This window comes from Paenibacillus sp. 22594 (assembly GCF_052044425.1).
Lineage (GTDB): Bacteria > Bacillota > Bacilli > Paenibacillales > Paenibacillaceae > Paenibacillus_AQ.
Genome location: NZ_JBQENA010000009.1, coordinates 64,455 through 89,392 on the forward strand (window position 1 = coordinate 64,455; position 24,938 = coordinate 89,392).

Consider the following 24,938-nt stretch of genomic DNA (forward strand, 5'->3'; position numbering starts at 1 on the left):
AATGTTAAACAGTTCATAGCTTCTTTAAACTTCAAAAAACGAGGAATACCTGCTTTTAAGTCTATTAAAGCATACTTTTCTGGCGATATCATCATTTTTCTTTTGAAAGCGCTTGATATAAAGCGTTTACATAGAATTATGTTACAGAAATTCGTTAAATAGGGCGTTAAGGCCATGTAAACGAGTGCCGCGAGCAGCCCCTTACGATCTTAACACAGCGTTAACACATGTGGTTTGATTTTCATAGTTTTAACTTTACAAACATTAATGTTTGTTTAATGTTGCATTATTGTTCCAGATACGGTTTAATAATAGTATCTTATCGGGTACATAACCTATAAGGTTCATCGGAAATAAGGTTCATCGGAAATAAGGGGTTTTGACGTCAAGACCGCCAAAATTCTTTATCTATACAAATTCTAATAACACTCAGGAGGGATTTTTCCATGGCATTTCAATTACCGGCACTTCCTTATCCGAACAACGCTCTCGAACCGCACATCGACGCATTGACGATGGAGATTCACCATGACAGGCACCATAACACATACGTGACGAATCTGAACGCCGCTCTGGAAAAGGCACCCGAACTGCAGAACAAGAGCATCGAGGAACTCCTTACTGACCTGAACGCAGTACCTGAAGCGATCCGCACTGCAGTCCGCAATAACGGCGGCGGACACGCCAACCACACTCTGTTCTGGGAAGTTATCGGACCAAATGGCGGCGGCGCACCAACCGGCGCACTGGCCGCAGCCATCGACAGCGAACTGGGCGGGTTCGATAAATTCAAGGAAGATTTCGCTACTGCAGCAACTACCCGTTTCGGCAGCGGCTGGGCTTGGCTCGTTGTTAAGGACGGCAAACTGGCTGTAACAAGCACACCTAACCAGGACAACCCGATCAGTGAAGGCGCAACACCTATCCTCGGTCTTGACGTTTGGGAACATGCCTACTACTTGAACTACCAAAATAAACGCCCTGATTACATCAAAGCTTTCTGGAATGTAGTCAACTGGGAAGAAGTCGGCAAACGCTACGACAGCGCAAAATAAGTAAAAGCGGCCCTGGCGCCGCTTCGTGCAGTGCAATGATGCTGCACCTGTATATACGAAGACGGGTACCCTCCTATTAAGGAGGGTACCCGTTTTTTGCTGTATATCATGTAATATGCGACATTCAACCGTTCACCTGATTGGAATCTTGCTCATCAAAATAGTGATTCAGCAGCTTCAAAAAAACATTGGGAAAGGCGTAATTGGCCATATCCTCACGATTGATCCATCGTACCGCCCCGCCATCCTCAGGACTTCCGCTGCCGTCGGCGAATGGCTCTACAGATACGCTGTCCTCAGCGAATAGCCCTGGAGAAGCTGCAGAGTACAAGCCTGCAAGGCCGTTTCCCGTTACAGGGTTCCCAACCGGTACGTCATCGCCATCAGCAGGCCGCTCCGCTCTGCCGGTGGCGTCAGGCAGACCGGCATCCCCGGCACCCTGGGACTGCCCAGCGGCATACGCCGTCCGCCCTTCCGCCGCCAGCGGCAGCGCGCGGACGTCCTCTTCCCTGCAGCGGTATACCTGCAGGGTCCACACAATATGGCTGAATGTATGCTCCGCAGCCATCCAGTGCTCGGCAGGCCGGGCGGGAATCCCGGCCTGCCTCAGGGACCGGCGCAGCCGGTCCAGCGCCGCGGCCTCCGGCAGCAGCGCGCCTGCTGCGCCGCCCTCTGCAGGCGGCGCAGGCCAGTGCGGCAGCTCCCACATGCGGGCTAAAAGCCCGCTGGATGGCCGCTGCCGGATGAGCACCCGGCCCGCGTGCTCGCCGCGGCCCTCCACCAGGGCCGCCAGCCGCTCCTCGGGGCGCGGCGGCTTGGCCTTGGTCTTGACGGGCAGCGATGTCTCGCAGCCCGCCAGCCGCGCAGCGCAGTGCTCCATCACCGGGCATGGAAGGCAGCGCGGTGATTTCGGCGTGCATACAAGCGCGCCAAGCTCCATCAGCGCCTGGTTGAAATGCGAGGCTTCGCCTTCAGGAATCAGCTCTGCCGCCAGGCGCTCCATGGCAACACGGGTAGGTCCCTTGGCGATATCATCTTCAATGAGGAAATACCGGGACAATACCCGCATCACATTGCCGTCCACCGCCGGCTCCGGCCGGTTAAAGGCAATGCTGAGGATAGCTCCTGCTGTGTAAGGGCCTACGCCTTTGAGGCCAAATACGGCGTCGCGGTCATTCGGAACCTGCCCGCCATACTGCTCTTTCACCTGCTTGGCGGCATGCTGCAGATTCCGGGCACGCGAATAGTAGCCGAGTCCCTCCCAGCACTTCAGCACTTCTTCTTCAGGGGCATCGGCCAGCGACTCCACCGTGGGAAAACGCTCAATAAAACGGTTGAAATATGGAATCACCGTATCCACCCGGGTCTGCTGCAGCATAATCTCCGAAATCCAGATATAATAAGGATTCCGGTGGCGCCGCCACGGCAAATCCCGTTTTTGACCCTGATACCATTCCAGCAGGAACCGGCTGAAGAATAACTTGGCTTCCTGCTGTGCTGTACCTTGTTGTTCATGTGTTGTCATGGTTATTCTCCTTGCCGTTCATTTATTAGACTATTTTAATGGGCCGGCAACCGCTCCACCACAACGAATGCCGAGGCCAAATCGCGGCTGTGCGTAATGGTAAGGTGGATGGCATAATCCGGTTCCGGCAGCATCAGCCGGGCCCATGCCGCAGCGGAGAGTGAGGCTACCGGCTTGCCCTGGGCATCCGGCAGAATTTCAATATCCTGAAAGCCTAAGGTATGCCCAATTCCGCATCCGAACGCCTTAACTACCGCTTCTTTGGCCGAGAATCGTCCGGCTATGAACTCGGCTGCCTTCCCGCCCCTGCTTCTGGCCAGTACCAGCTCCTGCCCGGTAAGAATCCGGCGGATAAACCGGTGTCCCAAATTACCGTCTGTTATCCTTACAATCCGCCCGATTTCCAGCACATCATGTCCGATTCCGTATATCAATACTTCACGCCCCTCATGCTCCTGCAGTCATGGACTGCCTCATATTGCCTTCTATCCTTAACCGCGTGCTAATGGTATGATCTTCCTACAGAAAGACTATAATCTCATACTGGACAGAAGTCTTTCAACCTTTGTATGGAATAGTATAAATTATAGTCTTGGTGCAAGCTTTCTGCTATCTTAAAAGAAAAAGCCGCTGAAGTCTATTTCGCAAGGAAAGGGAGATTGCCCTATGCCCCGTAATTTCGAACTGCCCGCAGGTGAGGATGCTGTCCTGCGTTGTTCCCATTTCCCGTCCCGAGGCAAAGCTAGAAGCCTGGTTGTCATTGCCCATGGCTACAAGGGCTTCAAGGATTGGGGAATGTTTCCTTATACTGCAGAGGCGCTTAGTGATGAGCATGAGGTCGTCACCTTCAACTTCTCGCATGCCGGAATTGGCGAGGATCTGCAAAACTTCACCGAGCTGGAGAAGTTCGCCCGCAACACGGGTCAACGTGAGATCAGAGATTTGGAAATTCTGCTCTCCTACCTCAGCCAGCATCACAAATTTGGAGGTCTGCCCGTATTTCTGCTCGGACACAGCCTAGGAGGCGGGATATGTCTGCTCTACGCTCTCGATCATCCCGAGGCAATTACCGGCGTGATCTCCTGGAACGGTGTCACTAGTATCGATTTGCTCACAGAAGACCAAAAGCGTGACATGAGAGCGAAGGGCCGGACCTACGTGCTCAATGGACGTACAGGTCAGCAAATGCCGCTGGATGCTATAATTCTAGAAGATCTGGAACAGCAAGCCGAACGCTACAACATCCTGGAACGGATGAAGCAGGCCAGCTTCCCGGTCGTCCTGATCCAGGGAAGTGAGGATGGGGAGCGGCTGCGCCGCGGTTCAGAACAATTGACCCTTTTACGGCCGGATATTGAATGGGTGCAAATTCCCGGAGGCAATCATACCTTTGGCACCGTTCATCCTTTTGCCGGGACTACTCCCGGGCTGGAGCAGGCGATTGATGCTTCCAAGACGTTCATTGGACGTATTCTGGCGGAGTAGCTAATCACATGAAGAACCGCCGGAGCGGCTGCGATTGAAGGCAGCGGCCCGGCGGTTTTTGATATAACCCCTTTTTCAGATCCCAGGAATCACATTACGCTTATGCGCTGTTCTCCGGTAATAGCTTTCAAGCTTCCTGGCGGCTTCAGAACTGACCAGTTTGCCTTCCAGGTAATCGCTATTCTCCTCATAGGTGATGCCCAGCTCCGCCTCATCCGTCTGTCCCGGCCATAGGCCTGCTGTCGGCGCTTTGGTGACGATGTCTGCAGGCACACCCAGGAATGCAGCCAGCTGGCGCACCTGACGCTTGTTCAGCGAAGACAGCGGTGTAATGTCCACGGCACCATCGCCCCATTTGGTATAGAAGCCGGTTATGGCCTCGGAAGCATGGTCTGTTCCTACTACCAGCAGATTGTTCTCAAAGGCCAGCGCATACTGCATCACCATGCGCGTTCTGGCCTTCACATTGCCTTTGCCCTGATGGGTGATGTGACGGTGCTGCCCAAGCGATTTCAGGCTGTGTTCCACCTCAAGGGCAATCTCATTGACCGCTTCCTCGATATTGGTCTCTACCTTATGCGTCAATGCAAAGGCCTCTGCTACCGCATAACTGTGGGCAATATCCTCCTGTTCGCCATAAGGCTGGAACACGCCAAGTGTGATATATTCCTTGCCTTCCCCGTCTGTAAGCTCATCCGTTGCCCTTTTGCACAGACCTGCAGCTACCGCACTGTCTACCCCGCCGCTAATCGCGATCAACAGCCCTTTTGCCCCTGCTTCCAGTACATACGCTTTCAAAAAATCCACCCGTTTCCGGACTTCCGCCTCCACATCAATAGATGGCTTAACACCGAGGGCGGCAATTATCTCTTCCTGCATACTCAAGTACGTACACCCCGATTCGCAGCATAGCTGCGGTTATTCTTGTATGAAACATCAATTTATATATTTTCAAAAAAGTCCCGCAGACAACCGGACTTCCGGCAGCCTGCGAGACCGAGTAATGCTGGCATTATTTTATTGACACAAGCGGTTGAATACATCCTTCAGCTCAGCAGCAATTTCAGCAGCCGAACGGTCTTCAACACCGTGACGTTCGATGAAGTGAACAAGCTCCCCATCCTTCATCAGCGCAATGGAAGGCGAAGAAGGCGGATACGGCGCAAAGTACTCACGCGCTTTGGCTGTTGCTTCTTTCTCTTGGCCGGCGAATACGGTGAACAGGTGATCCGGCAGGATCTCGTTCTGCAGCGCCTGAGCTACACCCGGACGGCATTGACCGGCGGCACAGCCGCAGACCGAATTAACAACAACTAGTGAGGTACCTTTGGAGGCAGGAAGAGCTGCTTCCACCTCTTCCGGAGTCAAAAGCTCCTGAAACCCGATGCTTGTCAGATCATCGCGCATGGGCTGGATGGAATCCTTCATATATTGATTAAATGACATGGACATTCAATGCACTCTCCTTTATCCTTAAAATATTTGTCAAAACCGCATTGCAGCAGGATTTACTAACTTTATTATACATACATACTCTGTGAAAGCAAGCAGAACCGGCCTCACAGTTCTTGGCCGGGAGGGATATCGCTGGGGGGAAAATAAGAGGTTTCCTTTGCGGCGGCAGCTTCCTGGCTGACCTCCTGCCCATAAGGAAAAGAAACGATAAAAGCCGTACCTTTGCCTTCTTGGGAATCTACTGTAATACTGCCATGATGCCGCTCGGCAATGCTTAGGCAAAGCGGAAGACCGAGGCCCGTCCCCTGACTTTTTGTTGTGTAAAAAGGCACAAATAACTTCTCCAGCTGACTCTGCGGAATCCCGCTTCCTGTATCCTGTATGACCAGCTCCACCTTGTCCTCATGGATACGCGTCTCCAGATACAGAACCCCTTTAGACTCCATCGCTTCCATTCCATTGCGGGCCAGATTAAGGATAAGCTGCTTGATTTCCCTGGGGTTGAGTTGAAGCAGCGGGAGGGACGGACATAATCTCAGCTCCACGCTTTGACCACGGAGATTGGCATCCGCCCAGAGAAGCGGGGATAGTTCTTCTATAATATGATGCAGCTGAACAGTCTCCTTGTTCGATATCCGGCTCTGGGCAAGGGAGAGAAAGTCATTGATAATGCTGTTGGCCCGGTCCAGCTCTTCCATAATAATCTGATAATACGAGTCCATCTCTCCGGGGCTTTTTTCCCGCATGAGCTGCAGAAATCCGCGCACCACCGCCATCGGATTGCGGATTTCATGGGTAATTCCCGCCGCCATCTGCCCAACCAGGGTCAGCCGCTCCACATGATCCAGTTCACTGCGAAATTTCTCTTCCTCGGTCAGGTCCTGGACAATCACAACCCTTCCTCCGGATGTGCCCCCCAATCCTTGCTGCAGCGGTGCAGAAAATACATCATAAATCCTGGAATCATAGTGAAGTTTCTCGTTGTACCGTTGTTTGTGCAATACGTTATCCGCCATACGCTTTAAGATCTGGCTATCCGACTCTTTGCAGAGCAGCCGCTCTGCCCTCCGGCCTAGAATGGCCTCTTTTGTAATCAGAGGATCATGCTGGCGGAAAAGGTTCAGCATACATTCATTAAGTTCGGTTACACAGCCCGCATCATCCAGAGACATAATACTGACCGGCACGACATCGGTAATCTGCTGCAGCCTCTCCGATTCCCTTTCCAGCTTTTCAGAGATTCCTTTCATCTGTTTCTGGATCTCCATCCGGTCCCAAGCGGTTTCGATAAAGTAAATAAAGCTGCCGCCCAGGACCACCGAGACCAACAGGTAGAGTACGGCCACACCCACTTCTTTGGATGGGGTATCATACAGGCTGTGCCCATGCATTTTGGGTGCAAGGACAATAAACAGCATGCTCGGAAACAGTACACCCCAGAGGATGGCAATTTTGCTTAGCGTCTTGCCGTTCTTGAACGGCTTCGCCATGCCAAACAGCAGCGGATACAGCAGCACCCCTGTGTTCAGCACCAGATTGCTGATACCGGAAGGCTCCGAGAATAATATAGTGCATAGTACAAAAAATATGACCAAGCTGACCCCCGAACGGAATCCAGCGTATAGAACGCCGATGTAAGCCGGTATAATAGCTAAATTCAGATAGATCACACCAAACAGCGTTGTGGACAGAATCATGCAGAACACAATACTTAGTGCACAACTGATAATCAAAAAGGATTGGTCATCCGGGAATTTCCCGTTTCTGCGAACCATATGGCTCTGATCAAGCCACCACTGGAACATGAACAGAAAGGAGCAGGCAGATGTTATTTGCAATAAAATATCCTTTACCGCGTAAATAATTGCAATCACTCCCCAAATTGGACAAATCACCCTATTCCATTTGATTAAATCACAACCTTGCAATCCTGACAATGGAATTCACCGCCTCGCCCTCGGGGTCTCTGGCCCAGCCGTGGCGAGAATGGTATGATGCCATAAAGGGTGCACAGTTTGCATCGTGTCTTCACATGTAAAGGAGCAGATTTATGAGCAGTAACTATGATGTAATTATCATCGGAGGCGGACCTTCGGGGCTTATGGCCAGTGTGGCTGCTGCCGGGCATGGAGCGGCAGTTCTGCTGATTGATAAAGGGGCCAAGCTTGGACGGAAGCTAGGGATTTCCGGAGGAGGACGCTGCAATGTGACCAATATCAAAGAGACCTCCGAGCTGATCTCCCATATTCCCGGCAACGGCCGGTTCCTGTACAGCGCATTTGATCATTTCAACAATCAGGATATTATCGAATTTTTTGAGAATCTGGGGATTGCCCTGAAAGAAGAAGACAACGGGCGGATGTTTCCCGTATCCGATAAAGCTTCAAGCGTCGTCTCAGCGCTCATCGGCAAAGTGCGAAGCCTTGGTGTAGAGATTATAACCGACAGTCCGGTGGCGGACGTTCTCTATGGAAATGGGACAGTGAAAGGCGTTCGATTGACATCGGGCAAAACGCTCAGCGCGAGCGCCGTGGTCATCGCCACCGGCGGCAAATCCGTGCCCCAGACCGGCTCCACCGGGGATGGATATCCCTGGGCCGAGGCCGCCGGGCACACAATCACGGAACTGTTCCCTACGGAAGTGCCTATCCTGTCGCGGGAGGAATGGATTAAATCAGGGGAACTGCAGGGCTTGTCCCTACGGGATGTAACACTGACGGTCTGGAATCCGAAGGGCAAGCGGGTCATTGCCCACCGGGGCGACATGATCTTCACCCATTTCGGCCTCTCCGGGCCGATTGCGCTGCGCTGCAGCCAGTTCCTGCGCCAGGTTCAGCGCAAATCGGGAACCGACACCGTAGAGCTGTCCATCGACCTTTTCCCTGACCTGAACCCGCAGGAGATGGAGGAGCAGCTGCAGAACAAGCTGGAGCTGGAGCCGAAAAAGGCCATCCGCAACTCGCTGAAGGGCCTGCTGCCGGAACGGATGATTCCCCTGCTGCTGGCTAAGACTGGACTGGATGGCGATACTACCGGACATCATCTGCCCAAAACCGGGCTGCAGTCGCTTGCGGCGCTTCTGAAGCGGATGCCGGTTCAGGTGCATGGCACCCGTTCTCTGGCTGAAGCTTTTGTTACTGGAGGCGGCGTCAACCTGAAGGAAATTGATCCCCGGACCATGGAATCGAAACTGATGCAGGGACTGTTCTTCTGCGGCGAAATACTGGATATCCACGGATATACCGGCGGGTACAATATTACCGCCGCGTTCTCCACGGGATATACGGCGGGCATGCATGCGGCCGGGCAGCACGGGGAATAACCCTCCGCACCCCACTTCCGGCAGATTTGTCTTGAATGTAAAAAGCCAGCCTCCGTTTGCTTAGGAGGCTGGCTTTTGGGGTTTGATAACTTCCTAGTAGAGTATCTTACTCTAAACGGTGGAGTTCGAGCACAGATCTACCGGAACGGATGAAGACGTGGAGATATCACACGTCAGGTGTACCATTCCTACGGATTGAATATAGCCTGATTGGTGAGTCTAGCTGGGTGTAACGGACACCAGAGCCTTTATATGCGGATAATCAACCTATAAAAGCCTGATGGAGAGACGATAAGCGCATCACGGTCCGTTAGCCGGTTAAAAGTATCTCTTTCTTGAAAATAAAGGCTTTACGGTCCATGTGGATCGGACTCGCTTCATGTTAATTCTCCTCACCGAATCACAGCGGGTCTGATCTTACTCACAGATTTAGAACTGATGCTCTACTAGTGATCTGAGGGCTTAGCTGCGGGCAGCGGTTACCCTTCAATCTTAGCGATGAGTATAGGCCGCCCTCTGGGCTGCTCCCCCTGCCCATCCGGTTCAAGTGTAATTGCCACGGTATCATAGCCCTGGGGATCAAAGGTATAGTACATCGCACCTGTCCCCGCGGAAGACAGGAAGGTTCCGGCGCTTTTCTTAACATCGCCCTTGATCAGCCAGACCTGGAATGCCTCACTTCCACTAAGTTCAGGCAGCTTCTCCGCCTGTACCAGCAGATGGGTGCCTTTGGCATCAATAACGATTGTCGCGAGGCCCTTGGCCACAATGTCCTGTGCCGCAGGACCAAGCTGGACCACCTCATTTACTTTTAGCTCAGTGGAAGGGGCTCCGGTCAGTGCAAGCTGCTTCTTCAGCCCGCTGACATCCCGCTGCAGGGAAACGGAATAGATGGCAAGCGCTGCTGCAGCTACAGCCAATATAGCGCATGCACCGCGCAAAAGGCTGTTGCGGCTCAACGGAGTTATCTTCACATTTCCAGCTGACGGAGAGAAAGGAGTTTCCGGTGCGGGAGCCGATGGCACTATGGTTTCATGAGCATGAGCACCGCGTACGGTGTTCCGTTCCAGAGCATCTGCAAGGGATGTCTTCATGCTCCCTTTCGCAGACAGCACCCTGCCCAGCACACGCTCCTTCATCCCATCAGGCGGTGACAATTCCTCCGAAGCGAGCGGCAGCACATCCACGATCTCTCTCAGCTCTTCCACTACCTTCCGGCAATCCGCACAGCCCGTCAAGTGCGTCTCAAACTCCAGCCGTTGCTCTTCGTCCAGCCCGCCCAGCGCATACAGCTCTGCCCATTCACAGATTTGATTGTCCGCTTCATCCATGGTAGCCTTCCCTCCTTTCCTGAGCCTTAAAATGTCTCTTCAGCTGTTTCAGGGCCAGCCGCACGCGGCTTTTGACCGTCCCCAGCGGAATATTGTACCTCGCCGCAACCTCCTGCTGCGTCATGCCTCCATAATAAATGGAGTCAATGACCTGCATTTGATCGCGGCTAAGCTCTGCCAGTACCTCACGCATGCGTTGGCCTTCCGTTCTCATCTCAACAACCACAGCAGGTTCCAAGGACTCGTCAGCCACGGCATGCAGCGCAGCGTCTTCCACAGGTACTCCCCGGTCCCTGACCGACTTGCGACGCAGCATATCTACCGCTATATTGCGCGTGAGCGCGAACATCCAGGTTGTCAGCTTGCCCTGGGATTCATCATACCGCTCACTATGCGTCCATACACGCAGAAACAGCTCCTGCACAACCTCCTCGGCTGCCATGGCGTCCTGTACCATCCTGTAAGCAAAGGAGTATATCACCTTTTCATAACGGTCATAGAGGTTTTCCAGCGCCGCAGGTTCCTTGTCTCCAATGCGTTTCATCAACTCTCTGTCATCCAGAGCTTCTGTCATAAGGGAACCCCTCTCATTAATCTCCCTCTATATTAACCTTCGCGGGAAACTTTGAAGAGGATTACTTTTATTCGGAAAAAATCCGGTTTACAGCTGTTGTCATCTGGCAAAACGGAATGCGCTGAACATATTGGCTATCAGATATCCGGCCCCGCCGCCAATAGGAATAAACAGCAGCAGTCCGAGCCAGCCATACAGCGGCAGACAGATGGCCGCCGAGCACAGCAGGGCAAACGGCATCAGCATGAGCGGCAGCGCCTTGGCTCCCGCCTCTGCTTTTTGTTCTTTGGTAAATGGTAAAATCCCAATGTAGTCATCCCCTGAAAACAGCAGCCAGAAGGAAGACAGCCAGTAGGACATTAATGCGATCAGCAGCGCAAAGATCAGCCACTTCAACACAGATGGAACAATGAACACCGCTACCAATCCCACTCCGGTAAATGCCAGATACAGCTTCAAATGGGACGGGTTCCGCACCAATGCTTTGATAGCAGCCGCTGTGAACCGGCTCTCCGGCTGCGTAGACTTCAGCAGCGGCTGTGATTTCCGGAAGATCCACGGCTTGTACCGCGTAGGCCGCGGTTTATCGAGCACCCCGCGCAGCATCAGCGCAGCGATTCTCATCCGCTGCTTGTAGTCTTCGCGCACATCATTCATGAAGGTGCCGCGCAAACGCAAGCGATAGCGGATAGCCCAGGCTGTCACTGCCGCAAACAGGGCGGTGGCCAGCAGCAGAAGCAGAGGGCTGTCCTTGAAGTACAGTCCGGCCCGGATATAGACGGCACAGGGTACGGTAACCGCAGGAATCAGCCATAACCAGCGGCGGAAGCCCTGCCGCTGGACCTTGACGATATGCCCGAGCAGCTTGACACACCAGCTGCAGGCAATCGTCATGGCAAGCAGTGCCCAGGCCGCAGCCGGACTAATGCTGTAACCATGGACGATGAAGGGCAGCAGAATGACATACAGCGCAGCCATCTTCAGCGCTGTGACTACGAGACTGTAGAGTGTTCCCCGCAGCACAATCGTCCGGATCCAGTCCTCCCGTTGCCTGAGGAATAACAGATCCCCTTCCTGCAGGAGCAGAACCAGGCCTCCGGTGGCTACCAGGATTGCCAGCAGCGCGAGAATGATTACAAAGGGTAAATCTGCTGCCCATGCAGGCAGCTCTTGGTTCCAGAAGCCATAATAGAACCGTCCGCCCAGCAAACCGCCTGGAATGATAATATACAGCAGTACCGTCCAGTCCGCAGCTGTACGGATGATCGCGGATTGCTCGCGAAAATGGGAGAACAGCCGCCGCCGGAACAGCTTCCGTGCTGTGGGAAAAGCAAATGCACTCCTACTCATGTCAGTTCGTCGAAGCAATCAAACAAAGACGCCTCCGGCAATCCCGCCTGAGTGCGGATATCTTCCAGTGTCCCCGTTGCTGTCATTCTCCCTCCGGAGATCAGCACGAAGCTGTCACAGATTTTTTCGGCAGTGTCCAGCACATGCGTTGACATCAGTACCCCGGCTCCGCGCTTGCGCTCAGCTTCCAGGAGACGAAGGAAATCCTTCGTCGCACGCGGATCAAGCCCGATGAACGGCTCATCCACAATATAGACATCAGGCTGGACCAGAAAGCCCAGCATCAGCATCATTTTTTGTTTCATACCCTTGGAGAAACCTGCCGGAAGATCATTGCGCACCTGTTCCATACCGAACTGGGACAGAAGCTTTTCGGCTGTGGCCTCAAAGGTTTCGTAGGATAAGCCATAAGCGGCTGCAGCCAGATCCAGATGCTCCCACAACGTCAGATCCTCATAAAATACGGGCTGCTCCGGCACGTAAGCATAAGATTTGTTCTCTCCGCCAAGCTTCACCTGGGCTTTGGCATGCTTCAGCAGACCCAGGAGGGTCTTGATTGTGGTGCTCTTTCCCGCTCCGTTAGGGCCAATCAAACCCAGCAGCTGGCCTTGCTGTACCTGGAAAGAGATATTGGATATTCTCTTATCGCCTGCTTCATAGCCCGCTTCTTCAATATAGACATCCAGTACAATGTCCTGTTCCGTACTCTCCTGTTCATGATCTCCAATTGATCCAAGCTCCTGTACCTGCGGTGCTTCCGTCTCTTCCATACAGCTCTCCATCTCCTAAACCATAATAGCTGGCGTATACCACCGCCTGCCGGATACACTCCGGTAATCCGATCATATCACCCTCAGCCACCCTGTACCAGCTTAGTTCGGCGGACAGTCCGTTTAAGCTACTGATTGTTCAAGGGCGTGCGCCGCCTTGTCTCTTTTTTCGATTCCCGGCCGCAGGAAAAGCAGCGACGCTCCAAGCAGAGCTGCTAGCACACCCGAGACAATGAAAGCCGTGACCGGGCCGGAAACTGTCACTAATGCCCCACCAGCTACCGGTCCCAGAATAACCGCCGCACTGGTCAGACTGCCCACGATTCCGAATACCCGGCCCGTATAAGCTTCCGGTGTCCGGCGCTGCAGCATCGAGTTGAAAGGGATAAGCACGAAGCCTGCGCCGACACCGGCGAGAATAAACGAACCGAACAATATCATATTCATCCAGAGGCCTGCCTGTCCGTAAGCAGTCACAAGAGCGGCATTCGCAAATACAGAGCCCATGAGAATCGTACCGGTTGCCATGAACACAAGCGGACGTTTGCTGCTGCCCATCCGTCCCACTACGAGAGCCGAGAGCAGAGTGCCGAAACCGCTGGCAGCTACGCACCAGCCCAGCAAATCAGCATTCACTCCGGGGATTTCCCGGAACAGAGTCACGGTCTGGGAATCAGCAACCTGAAGCACCAGCAAGGCTGCTACAATCATCACGACTCCACTGAGCACCACCGGCATTCCGGCAATCAACCTGAGCCCCGCACCAGCTTCCTTGCGGAAGGAATGGCGAAGCTTTGGCGTTTCAGCATCTTCATTCACTCTGTCTGTCTTGAACATCCCCGCGCGCGGCAGCCCCAGCAGGATGACCGCCGAAACGATATAGCTCACCGAATCAATCATGTAGCAGGCGGAAATACCGACGGCCGCAACGAGCAAGCCTCCAATCGCTGGACCGATAATTTTGGTAATCTGCTCTATGGAGGAGCTGAGCGCTACCGCTTGATCCATTTGTTCAGGCGGCACAAGCTCCTTTAGCTTGCCGCTTTTGGCCGGAGAGAACATCACATCCAGAACTCCCTTTGCCAGAAGCAGGACATAGACTTGCCAAAGAGAGCCTGCAAATACCAGACAAGCCACAATCCCGGCGCGCACCAGATCAGACCCGATCATGATTGCTTTGCGGTCCATCACATCACTTAAGTATCCTGCGAACGGCCCCCCTAGAAGCATCGGTACTGCCATGCATAAGGACACAGCTGTTATCTCCCAAGGTGACGCCTGCCACTTCAGTCCAACCATAGTGAGCAAGGCCAGAATATGCAGCCAATCCCCTATATTGGATACCAGCTGTGCTGTGATTAGCACTACAAATGGCTTGTTGGCCGTGAGTTTCACTGCCTGTGCCGCATTTCCCTGATTTTCTTTCATTCTTCATCCGCTCCCCGTACAATTGGTTATCTACTGTAACCATAATAAGGAATTGCACAGGAAGGTTCATCGAACCCTGGCTGTAATTACCTGCTGCGCCTGAGGCTGATTTCCCACTCCTTCTAGAGACGGATTGCGGTAATCTGCAAAATGTTCACAGCTTTTGTGCACCCGTAAAAAATTGTTTGATTTTTAATAATTAAAAGTGTGCTCATTGTGACAAATCACATGTTCAACATCTATTCTTTGACGTATTGTAAAGCTAGATCAACGAAATCAAGATTCCAAACCGTGTGGGCAAGCCCTCACGATTAACAATAGAGGTGGAGAAGCATGATACAATCCTATGAACGCGATACTCAACTGACACTGCATTTGTACCGAGTTTTTGCTAAGTCTTTCAAGAGCATTAATGAGCATGCCGTAACCGGCAGCAAGATTGAAGGCTTCAATCCTACGGCTTTCGCTGTCATGGAAGTCCTCTACTACAAGGGACCACAGCCTATCCAACAGATCGGCGCCAAGCTGCTGCTGCAGAGCGGCAACGTTACCTATGTAATCGACAAGCTGGAAGAACGCGGCTACCTGCAGCGCAAACCCTGCCCAAGCGACCGCCGGGTGATCTTTGCCGAGTTAACCGCAGAAGGCGAACGTCTCATGAACGAAATGTATCCGAAATATTCGGAGCGGCTGCATCTTGCATTTAGCGGACTGAGTGATGAAGAGAAGGAACAGATGATTACACTGCTTAAGAAGATGGGCCTGCAGGCTGAGAAACTGTCTCCGCTTCCCCGGAAGTAGGATTCAGGCCTCAGAGGTTGTGAATCAATTCACGTTTCAAGTTGGAATTATTAAACCAATAGAAACCGGTCGTGTCTCCCGTACAGGAGGCACCGCCGGTTTTTTGTGCTTTTTGAGCTTTGGGATAACCAGGATCAGACTTCTTCTGTATACTGCGCTCCTTCATCACTGAAGGCCGTCCTTTGCATGGCCCCGCAGCAGTGCATACAGGACTACATCCTGGAATCCCGCTTCCGTATGCCGGTATTCATGCAGCAGACCTTCCCGCCCAAACCCGAGTGACTGGAACAGCCGCTGCGCCCGGATATTATCCGGATGGCATAACGCTTCGATCCGGTTGAGGCCCATCACGGTGAAGCCATAGTCCAGCATCAGCTCCAGCGCCTCCCGCATGTAGCCTTTCCCCCAATAATCAGGCAGCAGCTCACAGCCGATTTCTCCTCTGTACGCTCCTTGCAGCTGCCAGCTGTTATAACCGCAGCTGCCGATAATATTCCCGTCATGTCCGAGGACGCTCCAGCGCAGGCTTTCTTCCTCACGGGACATTTGCAGGAGAATCGCTATCAGCTCTTCCGCCTCCTGCGGAGTAGACAGCGGCGGTGCAGCCAGCCAGCAGGCAACCTGCGGATGCGACCAGACGGCGAACAGGTCTGCCGCATGCTCCGCCTCCATCGCGCGCAATTCTACTTTTTTTCCGTGCAGGACAGGGACTTCTCCGCCGCATACATACAAAACGATCGTCTCCTTTCAACTTTATTTAGTATACATCAGATGCACGTTTTCTCTGAAGTGAAATGCTAGCCTGCCTAACCTGTCTTCATTAGTGAAAACGGCTGCGACGTCCTTGTAAAAGCTAAGGCTTCCGAAGCAGCGATACTACGTATCGCTATCAGGTATCCGTTTGAAGCGAGAAATATAAGGATAATTTATAACGTTATACAGCTTATATTTTAAAAATAGCGCCTGTCATAGGGTGCTTGCCACCCCCAACAGGCGCTGTCGTTATTCTAATATAACCGCCGGGAGCTATCCGGACGCACCTGCCGCTTTGACTGGCTTAAGAACTTCGGTGCACAGCACCTGAAGCTTCTGCTGGATTGCCTTGAACTCCTCAATTCCTGTTCCGGTAAGACTGTAAGCCTCCCCATGGGCAGTCAGGAAATTCTCCTGGGAGAGCCTCTCCAGCTCCTGCTTCACTTCACGTTCTGCCACCCGGTACCCCAGATTCTCGAGCTCCGGCAGCATCTCCGCCAGTGTCAGATCCTTCTCGTGTGCACAATACAACATATGGATTCCTATGAACAAGTTCTGTACATCGGCGCGCATATTCCACTCCTTCCGGCCAGAAGCCTTCGGTATTTATAACTGCATTACCCTGGCTAGGGATTTCGGAAACATCAACCAGATATGGTAACCGGACGTTCCTTCCCAGTGGCCGCTGATGTAAAATTCAAACAATCCGTGAATATCCGAGGAATGCTTGACGTATCCCGCCAGGCTGTACTATGTTGTTAGTTACAGTTATGGATATATGCTGATTTATTGTACAGGAAGGTGATGCTTCATGTTTCAAGCCATGCCCTATGATGGCACACGCAGCGAGCGGTTTGAATCGGTTCTCATTCAGCTCGGCGCACTGATGGAAGGCGAGCCGAATGCCATTGCTAATCTGGCCAACGCTTCCGCACTGCTTAAGCACTCTCTGCCGGATACCAATTGGGCCGGCTTCTATTTATTCGACGGCAAAGAGCTGGTCCTCGGGCCATTCCAGGGATTGCCAGCCTGCATCCGCATTCCGCTGGGCAAAGGGGTGTGCGGTACGGCCGCAAGCGAGCGCCGTACGCTGGTCGTTGGCGATGTGCATGCCTTCCCTGGGCATATCGCCTGTGACGAGGCTTCGAACAGCGAGATCGTTGTCCCGCTGGTTCAAGGTGACCGCTTGCTGGGCGTACTCGATATCGACAGCCCTATCAAACACCGTTTTGATGATGAGGAACGACGTTTCCTGGAACGGTTCGCCGCACTGGTTGCCGACGTCATCTGATATGCTCCGTAATCAGACAAAAAGACCTTCACCGCCGCAGAACAGTCTGCGCTGGTGAAGGTCTTTTTGCTACCGGGGGGGGGCTGGAGAGAAACCTCTCTTCCCGCACCCCAGTTTATTCAGTCGGGCTCTGCCTACAGGCGCACTGGACTGATATTCCAGATCTCGGATGCATAGCGGGCAATGGTATTGTCACTGGAGAATTTACCGGAGTGTCCAATATTGATAATAGACTTCTTCAGCCATTCCTTCTGGTTGCGGTAAGCCAAGTCAATATTGACATGGGTCTCCACATAGGAGGCGAAATCCTTAAGCACAAAAAACTCATCGTTATTGTCCAAAAGCGACTGATACAGTGTATCGAATTCCTGGGTATTGCAGCAAATAGGCCCAGGGGTCACGAGCTGATCCAGCACTTCCTTCACCCGGCTGTCGCCGTTGTAAATATCACGTGCATGGTAACCGCCGTATTGGTAGTAATCCATAACCTGCTCCGCACGAAGACCAAACAGGAACATGTTGTTATCCCCGACCATTTCATGCATCTCCACGTTCGCCCCATCCATCGTTCCGACGGTTAGCGCACCGTTCATCATGAACTTCATGTTCCCGGTACCGGAGGCTTCCTTGCTGGCGGTAGAGATCTGTTCACTGACATCAGCAGCCGGGATAATCTTCTCCGCCAGGGACACCGAATAATTTTCGAGGAAGAAAATACGGATCTTACCCTTGATCTGCGGGTCTTTATTGACGACATCGGCTACGGTGTTGATCAGCTTGATGATGCGCTTCGCCAGGTGATAGCTTGGCGCTGCTTTGGCACCGAAGATAAAGGTGCGCGGCACTATATCCATAGAAGGGTTATCCTTGAGCTGATTGTACAAGTGCATGATATGAAGCACATTCAGCAGTTGGCGCTTGTACGCATGCAGACGCTTAACCTGCACATCGAAGATCGAGTCCGGATCTACCTGAACGCCATGCTTGCTGAAAATATATTCAGAGAGGCGCTGCTTGTTGCGGCGCTTGATTCCGGCCACCTGCTCCTGGAAGGAAGCATCCTCACTGTATTTGATCAGCCCAATCATTTCCTGCGGATGATGAACCCAACGTGAACCGATCGATTCAGTAATCAGTCCGGCCAGCTCAGGGTTCGCATGAAGCAGCCAACGCCGGTGGGTGATGCCGTTTGTCTTGTTATTGAAGCGGTGCGGATACATCTCATTGAACAGGCGCATTTCACGTTTTTGCAGAATCTCTGTATGCAGAGCCGCCACACCATTGACGCTATGGCTGGCTACGATCGCCAAATGGGCCATGCGCACCTGATCATCATGAATGATTGCCATTTGATTAATCCGGTTCTGATCTCCCGGATACTTACTCATCAGCTCACCGCAGAAGCGGGCGTTAATCTCCTCGATAATAAGGAAGATACGCGGCAGGAGCTCCCGTACCATGCTGATCGGCCATTTTTCCAGCGCTTCGCTGAGAATGGTATGGTTCGTATAGGAGACCATGCGGGTAGTGATACTCCAGGACTGATCCCAGCCGAGTCCGTGTACATCCATCAGAATCCGCATCAGCTCCGGGATAACCAGTGTAGGATGCGTATCATTAATATGCAGGGCCACTTTGTCCGGCAGTGATTCAATGCCAAGCCCGTTCTTGCTGTAGGTCCGCAGAATACTCTGCAACCCCGCGCTGCACAGGAAGTACTGCTGCTTCAGCCGGAGCAGCTTGCCTTCATACTGCGAATCATCCGGATACAGAAACTCGGAGATCGACTCTACCGAACGCTTGTATTCCAGATACTTGTGGTAATCACTACCGGCCAGAGAACCGAACATCCTTGAAGGCTGGGCGATGGACTCTGCGCTCCAGTTGCGCAGTGTGTTCACATGCCTGCGGTCTGCTCCGATGATCGGCACATCGTAAGGAACCGCGCGCACTGCTTCATAGTCCTTATGCTCGAAGGCCAGCTCCCCGTTCTCCTCACGGGTCTCGACATGGCCCCAGAACCGCACCTCTACCTGCTTGTCTTCCCGCCGCACTTCCCATACGTTATCATTCTGCAGCCAGTAATCGGGCAGTTCCACCTGATACCCGTCAACGATTTTCTGCTCGAACAGGCCGTATTTATAACGTATGCCACAGCCGTGCCCTGCATATTGCAGGGAAGCCAGTGAATCCAGGAAGCATGCCGCCAGACGGCCCAGACCGCCATTGCCGAGGCCCGCGTCCGCTTCCTCCTCTTCCACATCCCGAAGGGAGAACCCCAAATCCGTAAGTCCGTCACGTACAACTTCAAGCACGCCCATATTAAGGAGGTTATTGCCGAGAAGTCTGCCGATTAGAAACTCCATGGAAAAATAGTATACCTGCTTATCCTTATCGGCTTTGAACTTCTGGTTGGTGTCCGCCCAGTTCTTACCCGCATTTTCGCGGATCATGTTGCCGAGAATGTTGTAGATGTCGGCGTTCGATGCTTCCTCCAGCGGCTTGCCCAATTTCCCGATGAGTGTCTCGCGGAACACTTGTTTAAAAGTCTCTTTATCGTTGAACAACAGCAGGTTCCTCCTGACAAATGCTTTTATTAAAAAAATGGCCTCACGGTTAAATCTTGCTGCTCTTGACAATCACAAAGGGTCGTTTGCTGTCCCCGACAAGTATCCGGTCCTTGCTTAGTTGCACGTCTTTATCCATAATAACATTCTCAATCACAGCATTCTCTTCAATGACACATTTCTGCATAATCACCGAATTGATGACGCGTGCCCCCTTGCGGATCTGCACCCCCCGGAAAATCACGCTGTTCTCCACGGATCCCGCGATAATGCAGCCATTGGCCACCAGCGAATTGCTGACCTCCGCGCTGTCCAGATAGCGGGTAGGAGCTTCATATTTTATTTTCGTCTGAACCGGGTTCTCTTTGAAGAGTCCGAAATAATTATCCTGCTGCAGCAGCTCCAGACTGTTCTTGTAATAACTCTCCAGAGAGTTGATTACAGCATGATAGCCTGTATATTCATAAGCGGAAATCTTGAACTTGTGGCGGTTCTTCTGAATGGCGTCACGAAAAAAGTAACTCTCCCCATGCGCAATGCAATATTCCACCTGCTCCAGAAACAGCTTTTTTTCCATAATAAAAATATCCAGATAGACACTATGATGATCCTTCTCCTGATGAATCTCGGTCACATTACTGTCCTCGTCCACATCAACCCGCAGACAGGGATCGTGCTCCGGCTTAAGGATGTCAATCTTCTTGTAAACCAGCGTGACATCGGCACCCTTCTCCATATGATATTGAAACACATCCTGGAGATCGACAGTGTTGATGTGCTGGCTGCCGGAGAATACAATATATTTGGCCGCAGCCCGTTTGAAGAAATCGAGATTGTTGTGATAGTGCTGCAAATCTCCCAGGGAGGTATCTGTCGGATCATTCCAGTCAGGCGGCAGAATGAACAACCCCCCGTGCTTGCGGTTCATATCCCACGATTTGCCGTCACCGAGATGGTCCATCAGCGAACGGTATTTACGGCGGACAAACAGCCCTACGCTCTCCAGCTCCGCACGCATCATATTGGAGAGAACAAAGTCGATCAGCCTGTAGCGGCTGGCAAAAGGCACCGCCGCACCGCAGCGGAAATAGGTCAGCTCGTTTAATTGGTCCAGTTCATGGTCAAGATTGATGACACCCATGAGTTCTTTCATCGGAATCCCCCCGTCCTCTGCTGATTATATGGTTTTGGCTGCAACGGATTTGCGCTTTTTGCTTCGATTGTCGATCAGCAGAATTCCTTCCTCATCCTCCCGCTCAATCCCGATCTCCATGTAATCTTCAATGACCGTATTCTCACTGATAATGGCCTTGTGAATTCTTACATTCTTCCCGATCTTGACCTTCGGCATGATGACAGAGTCCGTAATCACACTGCCTTCACCCACTTCCACGCCGTAGAAGAGTACTGAATGCTTCACTTCTCCGTGGACAATGCAGCCTTCGTTAATGATGCAGCCCGACACCTTCGCTCCCGGAGCTACATATTGTGCCGGCTGGTTCGGGTTGCGGGTGAAGATACGCCAGTTCGGATCGTTCAGATTCAGAGGCGGAGTATCGCTCAGCAGATCCATGTTCGCTTCCCACAGGCTGGTTACAGTACCTACATCTCTCCAGTACCCTTCAAAAGGATACGCAAAGAGGGATTGACCATCAGCCAGCATGAGCGGAATAATATCCTTGCCAAAATCATGGGACGAGCCAGCGTTCTCTCCGTCCTCCAGGAGATGCTTGCGGAGCACCTCCCATTTGAAAATATAGACACCCATAGAAGCCAATGTACTTTTCGGCTTGGCCGGCTTCTCGTCAAATTCATAAATTTTAAGATCTTCATCCGTATTCAGTATGCCAAACCGGCTGGCTTCCTCCAGCGGAACATCGATAACCGATATGGTGCAGTCGGCATTTCTGGCCTTGTGGTACTGCAGCATCGCATGATAGTCCATCTTGTAGATATGGTCTCCCGACAGAATCAGTACATGCTCCGGATCGAATTGATCCACAAACTTCAGATTGCGGTAAATGGCATCTGCTGTGCCACGGTACCAGCTGCTCCCGTTCTCCCGTTCATGCGGCGGCAAGACAAAAACCCCGCCGTCCTTGCGGTTCAAATCCCAATCACTGCCTACTCCGATGTATGAATGAAGCACAAGCGGTTCATACTGCGTCAGCACACCGACAGTATCAATTCCCGAATTGGAGCAGTTGCTCAAAGGGAAATCAATAATCCGGTAGGTCCCCCCAAAATAAACAGCGGGCTTTGCGAGCGACTTGGTCAATCCCTTCAACCTTTTCCCTTGGCCTCCCGCCAATAGCATGGCTACCATTTCTTTTTTCTTCATGGAAGAGCCTCCCTTAACTTATGGGTAGTGAAGCATGTAATCAAATAGGTTGGATGATGAATAGTGCAGCGTAGATTTAACCCAGTGCAGAAATAGAAACTCCAGAAAGAAGTGTAGCGAAAGAGACGTGCTTCATAGGAATAAGATAAGGTCAGAAACGGGGAAAACACATAGAATTGGGACTTATTTCCGGCCACAGAAAGACTCCTTAGGCCGGGTAGTATCCTTATTGTAAAGTGTTCTATAGCCGCCGTCAAAACCCTTTATCGTCCCGTTCAAAAACTTTTAAATCCCGACTAAACTTCTTATTAATAGCATTAAAATCTCCGTATAATTAGATTAACCATATTGATTAACCCTGAACGACTATTTCCGAATCCTTTCGTTAATTTAATGTTTCCATCTTCAGCAAACTTTCATTCTGATATGTCATAATGTAGCTAACTATTACCGATGTGGAGGAACAATGCATGAAGGCTGCCCAAGGTGTACGATTGCTGCTCGTGGATGATGAGCCTCATATTCTCCAGTTCCTGGAGCTGGGCCTGAACAATGAGGGCTTTGAAGTAAGAACCGCTCCGGACGGGGTTAGTGCTATTGCCGTTGCTGCGGAATTCAAGCCCCATGTGGCCATTCTGGATGTGATGATGCCGGGGATGGACGGGTTCGAACTCTGCCGCTATCTCCGTTCGGAGGAATCAGAGCTTGCGGTAATCATGCTTACAGCCAAAGATGAAGTGGATGACCGTGTTAAGGGTCTGTCCATCGGGGCTGACGATTATATGGTCAAGCCGTTCAGCTTCGAAGAGCTGCTGGCCCGGATTCAGGCACGCCTGCGCAACCAATTCCCGGGACTGCTCGGCGAGGTGCGCTGCGGACCGTTCCGGATCGATGGCCGGCGCAAGGAAATCCGCCACAAGGACGAGGTACTGGAGCTGTCCCCTACCGAATATGAGCTGCTGCAATACCTGGTCATCAATCATGGTCTGGTGCTGAGCAAGCCGATGATTCTGGACAAGGTATGGGGCTATGATTTCGGCGGTGAGGAGAATATCGTAGAGGTCTACATCCGTTCCCTCCGCGAGAAACTGGGCGACAAAGAACACCGGATCATACGCACGCTTCGCGGTGCGGGATATCGGGTGGATCTGGTATGATTGCCCGTGCCAAGGGCCTATTCGGCAGGCTCCCCGCGCCGCGCTCCTTGCGCAAGCAGCTGCTGATCATTTCACTGCTGATTCTCTCCGGCCTGCTGCTCTTAATCGGTGTGCTTCAGTATGTACTCATGCGTGATTTCATCTACACCAACCGCGCGGAATCCATGGAAACCCAGATCCGTTCCGTACCGCGAGAGATTTTTTTCAACTCGCTGGCTTTCAATAACAATAGTGGGAATAGATCTGGGACAAGCAGCGGAGACCAAGGCAGTGGCACCACCGACACGCCAACTCCCGGCCTGCCGCCTATAAACGGCAGTACTAGCGGTATTGGAATCCCTGAAGGCAGCGGCACTACCATCCCCGGCAATATGCGCAACGCTGCCAACCGGCGTCCGCTTCTGCTGGACGCCCATACGACCCTCGCGATTTACAGCACAAGCGGAGGGTTCAAGGATTTTCAGGAGGAGACCCTGTCTGATTCCTCCGCTCCCAGATTATCCGATGCGGAATACAATGACCTGCTGAAGCACACCACCGACAAAGCTACTGGCAGCTACCAGCTCATTTCCGCACCGGACGGTAGTGAGCATCTGGCTGTATTCATGAATCTCGGCAAACCCCAGGAGTCCCGGATGCTGCTGCAGATGAGTGTGAGTACTGGGCCGCTGAAGGATGTAATCATGCAGCAGCTGCTGATTTTTGCAGCCTTGTCGGTTGCAGCCCTGCTGGCTGGGCTTTTCCTGTACCTGCCAGCCCTGCGCAAAACGCTGGTTCCCTTATCCAACATGGGGGAGGCCGCACAGATTATCGATGCAGGCAATCTGAGCGAGCGGTTCCCCGTAAACCAGGGACAGACGGAGATCGACCAGCTGTCCCGCTCATTCAACGGAATGCTGGAGCGGCTGGAGATTTCTTTCCAAGGTGAGCGTGAAGCCAAAGAGCAAATGCGGCGTTTCGCCGCTGATGCCTCCCATGAGCTTAGGACCCCGCTGACGTCCATCCATGGATTTCTAGAGGTGCTCCTGCGTGGAGCTGCGGACAACAAGGAGCAGCTCATGAGCGCGCTAAGAAGTATGCACGGAGAATCGAAACGGATCAATAAGCTGGTAGAGGATCTGCTCCTCCTGGCCCGCATGGACGGAGCACCGCAGCTTAACATCAAAAATATGATGCTGGGAGATGTGATCACCGAGATGCAGCCGCAGCTTCTCATGCTTGCCGGAGACCGCAGGGTTACCTTCGAAATCCCTTGCGGCATCCGCGGCATGTATGATCTCGACAAGCTGAAGCAGGTGATTCTTAATCTATTCCACAATGCTGTACAACATACCGATGCTGAAGAGGGAATTATTCATGTTGGCCTGGTTGCCCGGGGCACGGAAGCCGAACTGACCGTGAGGGATAATGGCCCCGGGATCGCGGCAGAGCATATTTGCCATGTATTTGAAAGATTCTACCGAAGTGATTCTTCACGCACCCGTAAATACGGCGGCTCAGGACTAGGACTCTCCATAACCAAATCCATTGTGGATGCACATCACGGCGATATCCGTGTTGACAGCCGCCCCGGTGAAGGAACCTCCTTCAAGGTTACCCTTCCCTGCTTCACGGATTAGCTAATGAAGAATCATTAACGTTATAATAGTAAGTGAGACGCTCACAAAACTTAAAGCTTATGCTTCCGAAGCGAGTTTTGTACGGAGCGGTTCGGATGATGTGTAGGCTCACAA

General features: G+C 52.4%; 22 protein-coding genes. 7 read left to right on the forward strand and 15 right to left on the reverse strand.

The window, feature by feature from the left end:
- Positions 1 to 446: 446 nt before the first annotated feature.
- The gene (locus ACTJKB_RS24320; RefSeq protein WP_440836930.1) at positions 447 to 1,055 is read left to right on the forward strand and encodes a superoxide dismutase; all 609 of its coding nucleotides are present in this window, start codon (positions 447 to 449) and stop codon (positions 1,053 to 1,055) included.
- A gap of 124 nt (positions 1,056 to 1,179) precedes the next feature.
- Here ACTJKB_RS24320 and mutY read toward each other — a convergent pair whose 3' ends face one another.
- Entirely contained in the window at positions 1,180 to 2,580 is a 1,401-nt protein-coding gene (gene mutY, locus ACTJKB_RS24325) for an A/G-specific adenine glycosylase (protein WP_440836931.1), read from the reverse strand.
- A gap of 35 nt (positions 2,581 to 2,615) precedes the next feature.
- Positions 2,616 to 3,014: a holo-ACP synthase gene (acpS, locus tag ACTJKB_RS24330; protein WP_440836932.1), complete on the reverse strand. Its 399-nt coding sequence runs from the start codon at positions 3,012 to 3,014 to the stop codon at positions 2,616 to 2,618.
- Between the two features lie 232 nt (positions 3,015 to 3,246).
- Here acpS and ACTJKB_RS24335 point away from each other — a divergent pair, with 232 nt between their 5' ends.
- Positions 3,247 to 4,065 (forward strand): alpha/beta hydrolase family protein, encoded by an 819-nt coding sequence (locus tag ACTJKB_RS24335; protein ID WP_440836933.1) that lies wholly within the window; start codon positions 3,247 to 3,249, stop codon positions 4,063 to 4,065.
- A 75-nt stretch (positions 4,066 to 4,140) separates the two neighbouring features.
- On the opposite strand, the gene nadE is transcribed toward ACTJKB_RS24335, so the two are convergent.
- The 3 genes from nadE to ACTJKB_RS24350 form a co-directional block, all read right to left on the reverse strand.
- Positions 4,141 to 4,950 (reverse strand): ammonia-dependent NAD(+) synthetase, encoded by an 810-nt coding sequence (gene nadE, locus ACTJKB_RS24340; protein ID WP_440836934.1) that lies wholly within the window; start codon positions 4,948 to 4,950, stop codon positions 4,141 to 4,143.
- Between the two features lie 132 nt (positions 4,951 to 5,082).
- The gene (locus ACTJKB_RS24345) at positions 5,083 to 5,517 is read right to left on the reverse strand and encodes a BrxA/BrxB family bacilliredoxin (protein WP_074109871.1); all 435 of its coding nucleotides are present in this window, start codon (positions 5,515 to 5,517) and stop codon (positions 5,083 to 5,085) included.
- 107 nt (positions 5,518 to 5,624) lie between these two features.
- On the reverse strand, positions 5,625 to 7,394 hold the full coding sequence (locus ACTJKB_RS24350) for a two-component system sensor histidine kinase NtrB (protein WP_440836935.1): 1,770 nt from the start codon (positions 7,392 to 7,394) through the stop codon (positions 5,625 to 5,627).
- 176 nt (positions 7,395 to 7,570) lie between these two features.
- Between ACTJKB_RS24350 and ACTJKB_RS24355 the strand changes: the two genes are divergently transcribed.
- Complete coding sequence (locus tag ACTJKB_RS24355) at positions 7,571 to 8,842, forward strand: NAD(P)/FAD-dependent oxidoreductase (RefSeq protein WP_440836936.1); 1,272 nt, start codon at positions 7,571 to 7,573, stop codon at positions 8,840 to 8,842.
- Positions 8,843 to 9,321: 479 nt separating this feature from the next.
- Here the strand turns inward: ACTJKB_RS24355 and ACTJKB_RS24360 are convergent, their stop codons facing one another.
- From ACTJKB_RS24360 to ACTJKB_RS24380, 5 genes are all read right to left on the reverse strand, one after another.
- Positions 9,322 to 10,173: an anti-sigma factor domain-containing protein gene (locus ACTJKB_RS24360; RefSeq protein ID WP_440836937.1), complete on the reverse strand. Its 852-nt coding sequence runs from the start codon at positions 10,171 to 10,173 to the stop codon at positions 9,322 to 9,324.
- The gene (locus tag ACTJKB_RS24365; RefSeq protein ID WP_440836938.1) at positions 10,166 to 10,747 is read right to left on the reverse strand and encodes an RNA polymerase sigma factor; all 582 of its coding nucleotides are present in this window, start codon (positions 10,745 to 10,747) and stop codon (positions 10,166 to 10,168) included. Before ACTJKB_RS24365 ends, ACTJKB_RS24360 begins: the two co-directional genes overlap by 8 nt.
- A 99-nt stretch (positions 10,748 to 10,846) precedes the next feature.
- Entirely contained in the window at positions 10,847 to 12,097 is a 1,251-nt protein-coding gene (locus ACTJKB_RS24370) for an ABC transporter permease (RefSeq protein ID WP_440836939.1), read from the reverse strand.
- Positions 12,094 to 12,867 carry an ATP-binding cassette domain-containing protein gene (locus tag ACTJKB_RS24375; protein WP_440836940.1) on the reverse strand — a complete coding sequence of 258 codons (774 nt, stop codon included), beginning with the start codon at positions 12,865 to 12,867 and terminating at the stop codon, positions 12,094 to 12,096. The genes ACTJKB_RS24370 and ACTJKB_RS24375 overlap by 4 nt, the downstream gene beginning before the upstream one ends.
- 123 nt (positions 12,868 to 12,990) lie before the next feature.
- Positions 12,991 to 14,295, reverse strand: coding sequence for an MFS transporter (locus ACTJKB_RS24380; protein ID WP_440836941.1), 1,305 nt, complete (start codon positions 14,293 to 14,295; stop codon positions 12,991 to 12,993).
- A 333-nt stretch (positions 14,296 to 14,628) separates the two neighbouring features.
- Between ACTJKB_RS24380 and ACTJKB_RS24385 the strand changes: the two genes are divergently transcribed.
- Entirely contained in the window at positions 14,629 to 15,096 is a 468-nt protein-coding gene (locus ACTJKB_RS24385; protein WP_074086810.1) for a MarR family winged helix-turn-helix transcriptional regulator, read from the forward strand.
- Between the two features lie 165 nt (positions 15,097 to 15,261).
- Here the strand turns inward: ACTJKB_RS24385 and ACTJKB_RS24390 are convergent, their stop codons facing one another.
- Complete coding sequence (locus tag ACTJKB_RS24390; RefSeq protein ID WP_440836942.1) at positions 15,262 to 15,828, reverse strand: GNAT family N-acetyltransferase; 567 nt, start codon at positions 15,826 to 15,828, stop codon at positions 15,262 to 15,264.
- 294 nt (positions 15,829 to 16,122) lie between these two features.
- On the reverse strand, positions 16,123 to 16,422 hold the full coding sequence (locus ACTJKB_RS24395) for a hypothetical protein (RefSeq protein ID WP_440836943.1): 300 nt from the start codon (positions 16,420 to 16,422) through the stop codon (positions 16,123 to 16,125).
- Positions 16,423 to 16,660: 238 nt separating this feature from the next.
- On the opposite strand from ACTJKB_RS24395, the gene ACTJKB_RS24400 reads away from it, so the two are divergent.
- Positions 16,661 to 17,140, forward strand: coding sequence for a GAF domain-containing protein (locus ACTJKB_RS24400; protein WP_440836944.1), 480 nt, complete (start codon positions 16,661 to 16,663; stop codon positions 17,138 to 17,140).
- Positions 17,141 to 17,274: 134 nt separating this feature from the next.
- Here the strand turns inward: ACTJKB_RS24400 and ACTJKB_RS24405 are convergent, their stop codons facing one another.
- The 3 genes from ACTJKB_RS24405 to ACTJKB_RS24415 are packed head-to-tail and all read right to left on the reverse strand — an operon-like array spanning position 17,275 to position 22,048.
- Complete coding sequence (locus ACTJKB_RS24405) at positions 17,275 to 19,707, reverse strand: glycogen/starch/alpha-glucan phosphorylase (protein ID WP_440836945.1); 2,433 nt, start codon at positions 19,705 to 19,707, stop codon at positions 17,275 to 17,277.
- A gap of 49 nt (positions 19,708 to 19,756) precedes the next feature.
- Positions 19,757 to 20,860: a glucose-1-phosphate adenylyltransferase subunit GlgD gene (gene glgD / locus ACTJKB_RS24410; RefSeq protein WP_440836946.1), complete on the reverse strand. Its 1,104-nt coding sequence runs from the start codon at positions 20,858 to 20,860 to the stop codon at positions 19,757 to 19,759.
- 24 nt (positions 20,861 to 20,884) lie between these two features.
- A complete protein-coding gene (locus ACTJKB_RS24415) occupies positions 20,885 to 22,048 on the reverse strand; it encodes a glucose-1-phosphate adenylyltransferase (protein ID WP_440836947.1) in 1,164 nt (387 codons plus the stop codon).
- Between the two features lie 470 nt (positions 22,049 to 22,518).
- On the opposite strand from ACTJKB_RS24415, the gene ACTJKB_RS24420 reads away from it, so the two are divergent.
- Positions 22,519 to 23,205 carry a response regulator transcription factor gene (locus tag ACTJKB_RS24420; RefSeq protein WP_074086803.1) on the forward strand — a complete coding sequence of 229 codons (687 nt, stop codon included), beginning with the start codon at positions 22,519 to 22,521 and terminating at the stop codon, positions 23,203 to 23,205.
- Positions 23,202 to 24,824: a sensor histidine kinase gene (locus tag ACTJKB_RS24425; protein ID WP_440836948.1), complete on the forward strand. Its 1,623-nt coding sequence runs from the start codon at positions 23,202 to 23,204 to the stop codon at positions 24,822 to 24,824. The genes ACTJKB_RS24420 and ACTJKB_RS24425 overlap by 4 nt, the downstream gene beginning before the upstream one ends.
- Positions 24,825 to 24,938: the final 114 nt, after the last annotated feature.

What these genes read in the sequence shown, in the direction of transcription:
- ACTJKB_RS24320 (WP_440836930.1), top strand. Translation starts at nt 447, where the DNA reads ATGGCATTTCAATTACCGGCACTTCCTTATCCGAACAACGCTCTCGAA.
- mutY (WP_440836931.1), bottom strand. Translation starts at nt 2,580, where the DNA reads ATGACAACACATGAACAACAAGGTACAGCACAGCAGGAAGCCAAGTTA.
- ACTJKB_RS24335 (WP_440836933.1), top strand. Translation starts at nt 3,247, where the DNA reads ATGCCCCGTAATTTCGAACTGCCCGCAGGTGAGGATGCTGTCCTGCGT.
- ACTJKB_RS24345 (WP_074109871.1), bottom strand. Translation starts at nt 5,517, where the DNA reads ATGTCCATGTCATTTAATCAATATATGAAGGATTCCATCCAGCCCATG.
- ACTJKB_RS24355 (WP_440836936.1), top strand. Translation starts at nt 7,571, where the DNA reads ATGAGCAGTAACTATGATGTAATTATCATCGGAGGCGGACCTTCGGGG.
- ACTJKB_RS24360 (WP_440836937.1), bottom strand. Translation starts at nt 10,173, where the DNA reads ATGGATGAAGCGGACAATCAAATCTGTGAATGGGCAGAGCTGTATGCG.
- ACTJKB_RS24365 (WP_440836938.1), bottom strand. Translation starts at nt 10,747, where the DNA reads ATGACAGAAGCTCTGGATGACAGAGAGTTGATGAAACGCATTGGAGAC.
- ACTJKB_RS24370 (WP_440836939.1), bottom strand. Translation starts at nt 12,097, where the DNA reads ATGAGTAGGAGTGCATTTGCTTTTCCCACAGCACGGAAGCTGTTCCGG.
- ACTJKB_RS24375 (WP_440836940.1), bottom strand. Translation starts at nt 12,867, where the DNA reads ATGGAAGAGACGGAAGCACCGCAGGTACAGGAGCTTGGATCAATTGGA.
- ACTJKB_RS24380 (WP_440836941.1), bottom strand. Translation starts at nt 14,295, where the DNA reads ATGAAAGAAAATCAGGGAAATGCGGCACAGGCAGTGAAACTCACGGCC.
- ACTJKB_RS24385 (WP_074086810.1), top strand. Translation starts at nt 14,629, where the DNA reads ATGATACAATCCTATGAACGCGATACTCAACTGACACTGCATTTGTAC.
- ACTJKB_RS24395 (WP_440836943.1), bottom strand. Translation starts at nt 16,422, where the DNA reads ATGCGCGCCGATGTACAGAACTTGTTCATAGGAATCCATATGTTGTAT.
- ACTJKB_RS24400 (WP_440836944.1), top strand. Translation starts at nt 16,661, where the DNA reads ATGTTTCAAGCCATGCCCTATGATGGCACACGCAGCGAGCGGTTTGAA.
- glgD (WP_440836946.1), bottom strand. Translation starts at nt 20,860, where the DNA reads ATGAAAGAACTCATGGGTGTCATCAATCTTGACCATGAACTGGACCAA.
- ACTJKB_RS24415 (WP_440836947.1), bottom strand. Translation starts at nt 22,048, where the DNA reads ATGAAGAAAAAAGAAATGGTAGCCATGCTATTGGCGGGAGGCCAAGGG.
- ACTJKB_RS24420 (WP_074086803.1), top strand. Translation starts at nt 22,519, where the DNA reads ATGAAGGCTGCCCAAGGTGTACGATTGCTGCTCGTGGATGATGAGCCT.
- ACTJKB_RS24425 (WP_440836948.1), top strand. Translation starts at nt 23,202, where the DNA reads ATGATTGCCCGTGCCAAGGGCCTATTCGGCAGGCTCCCCGCGCCGCGC.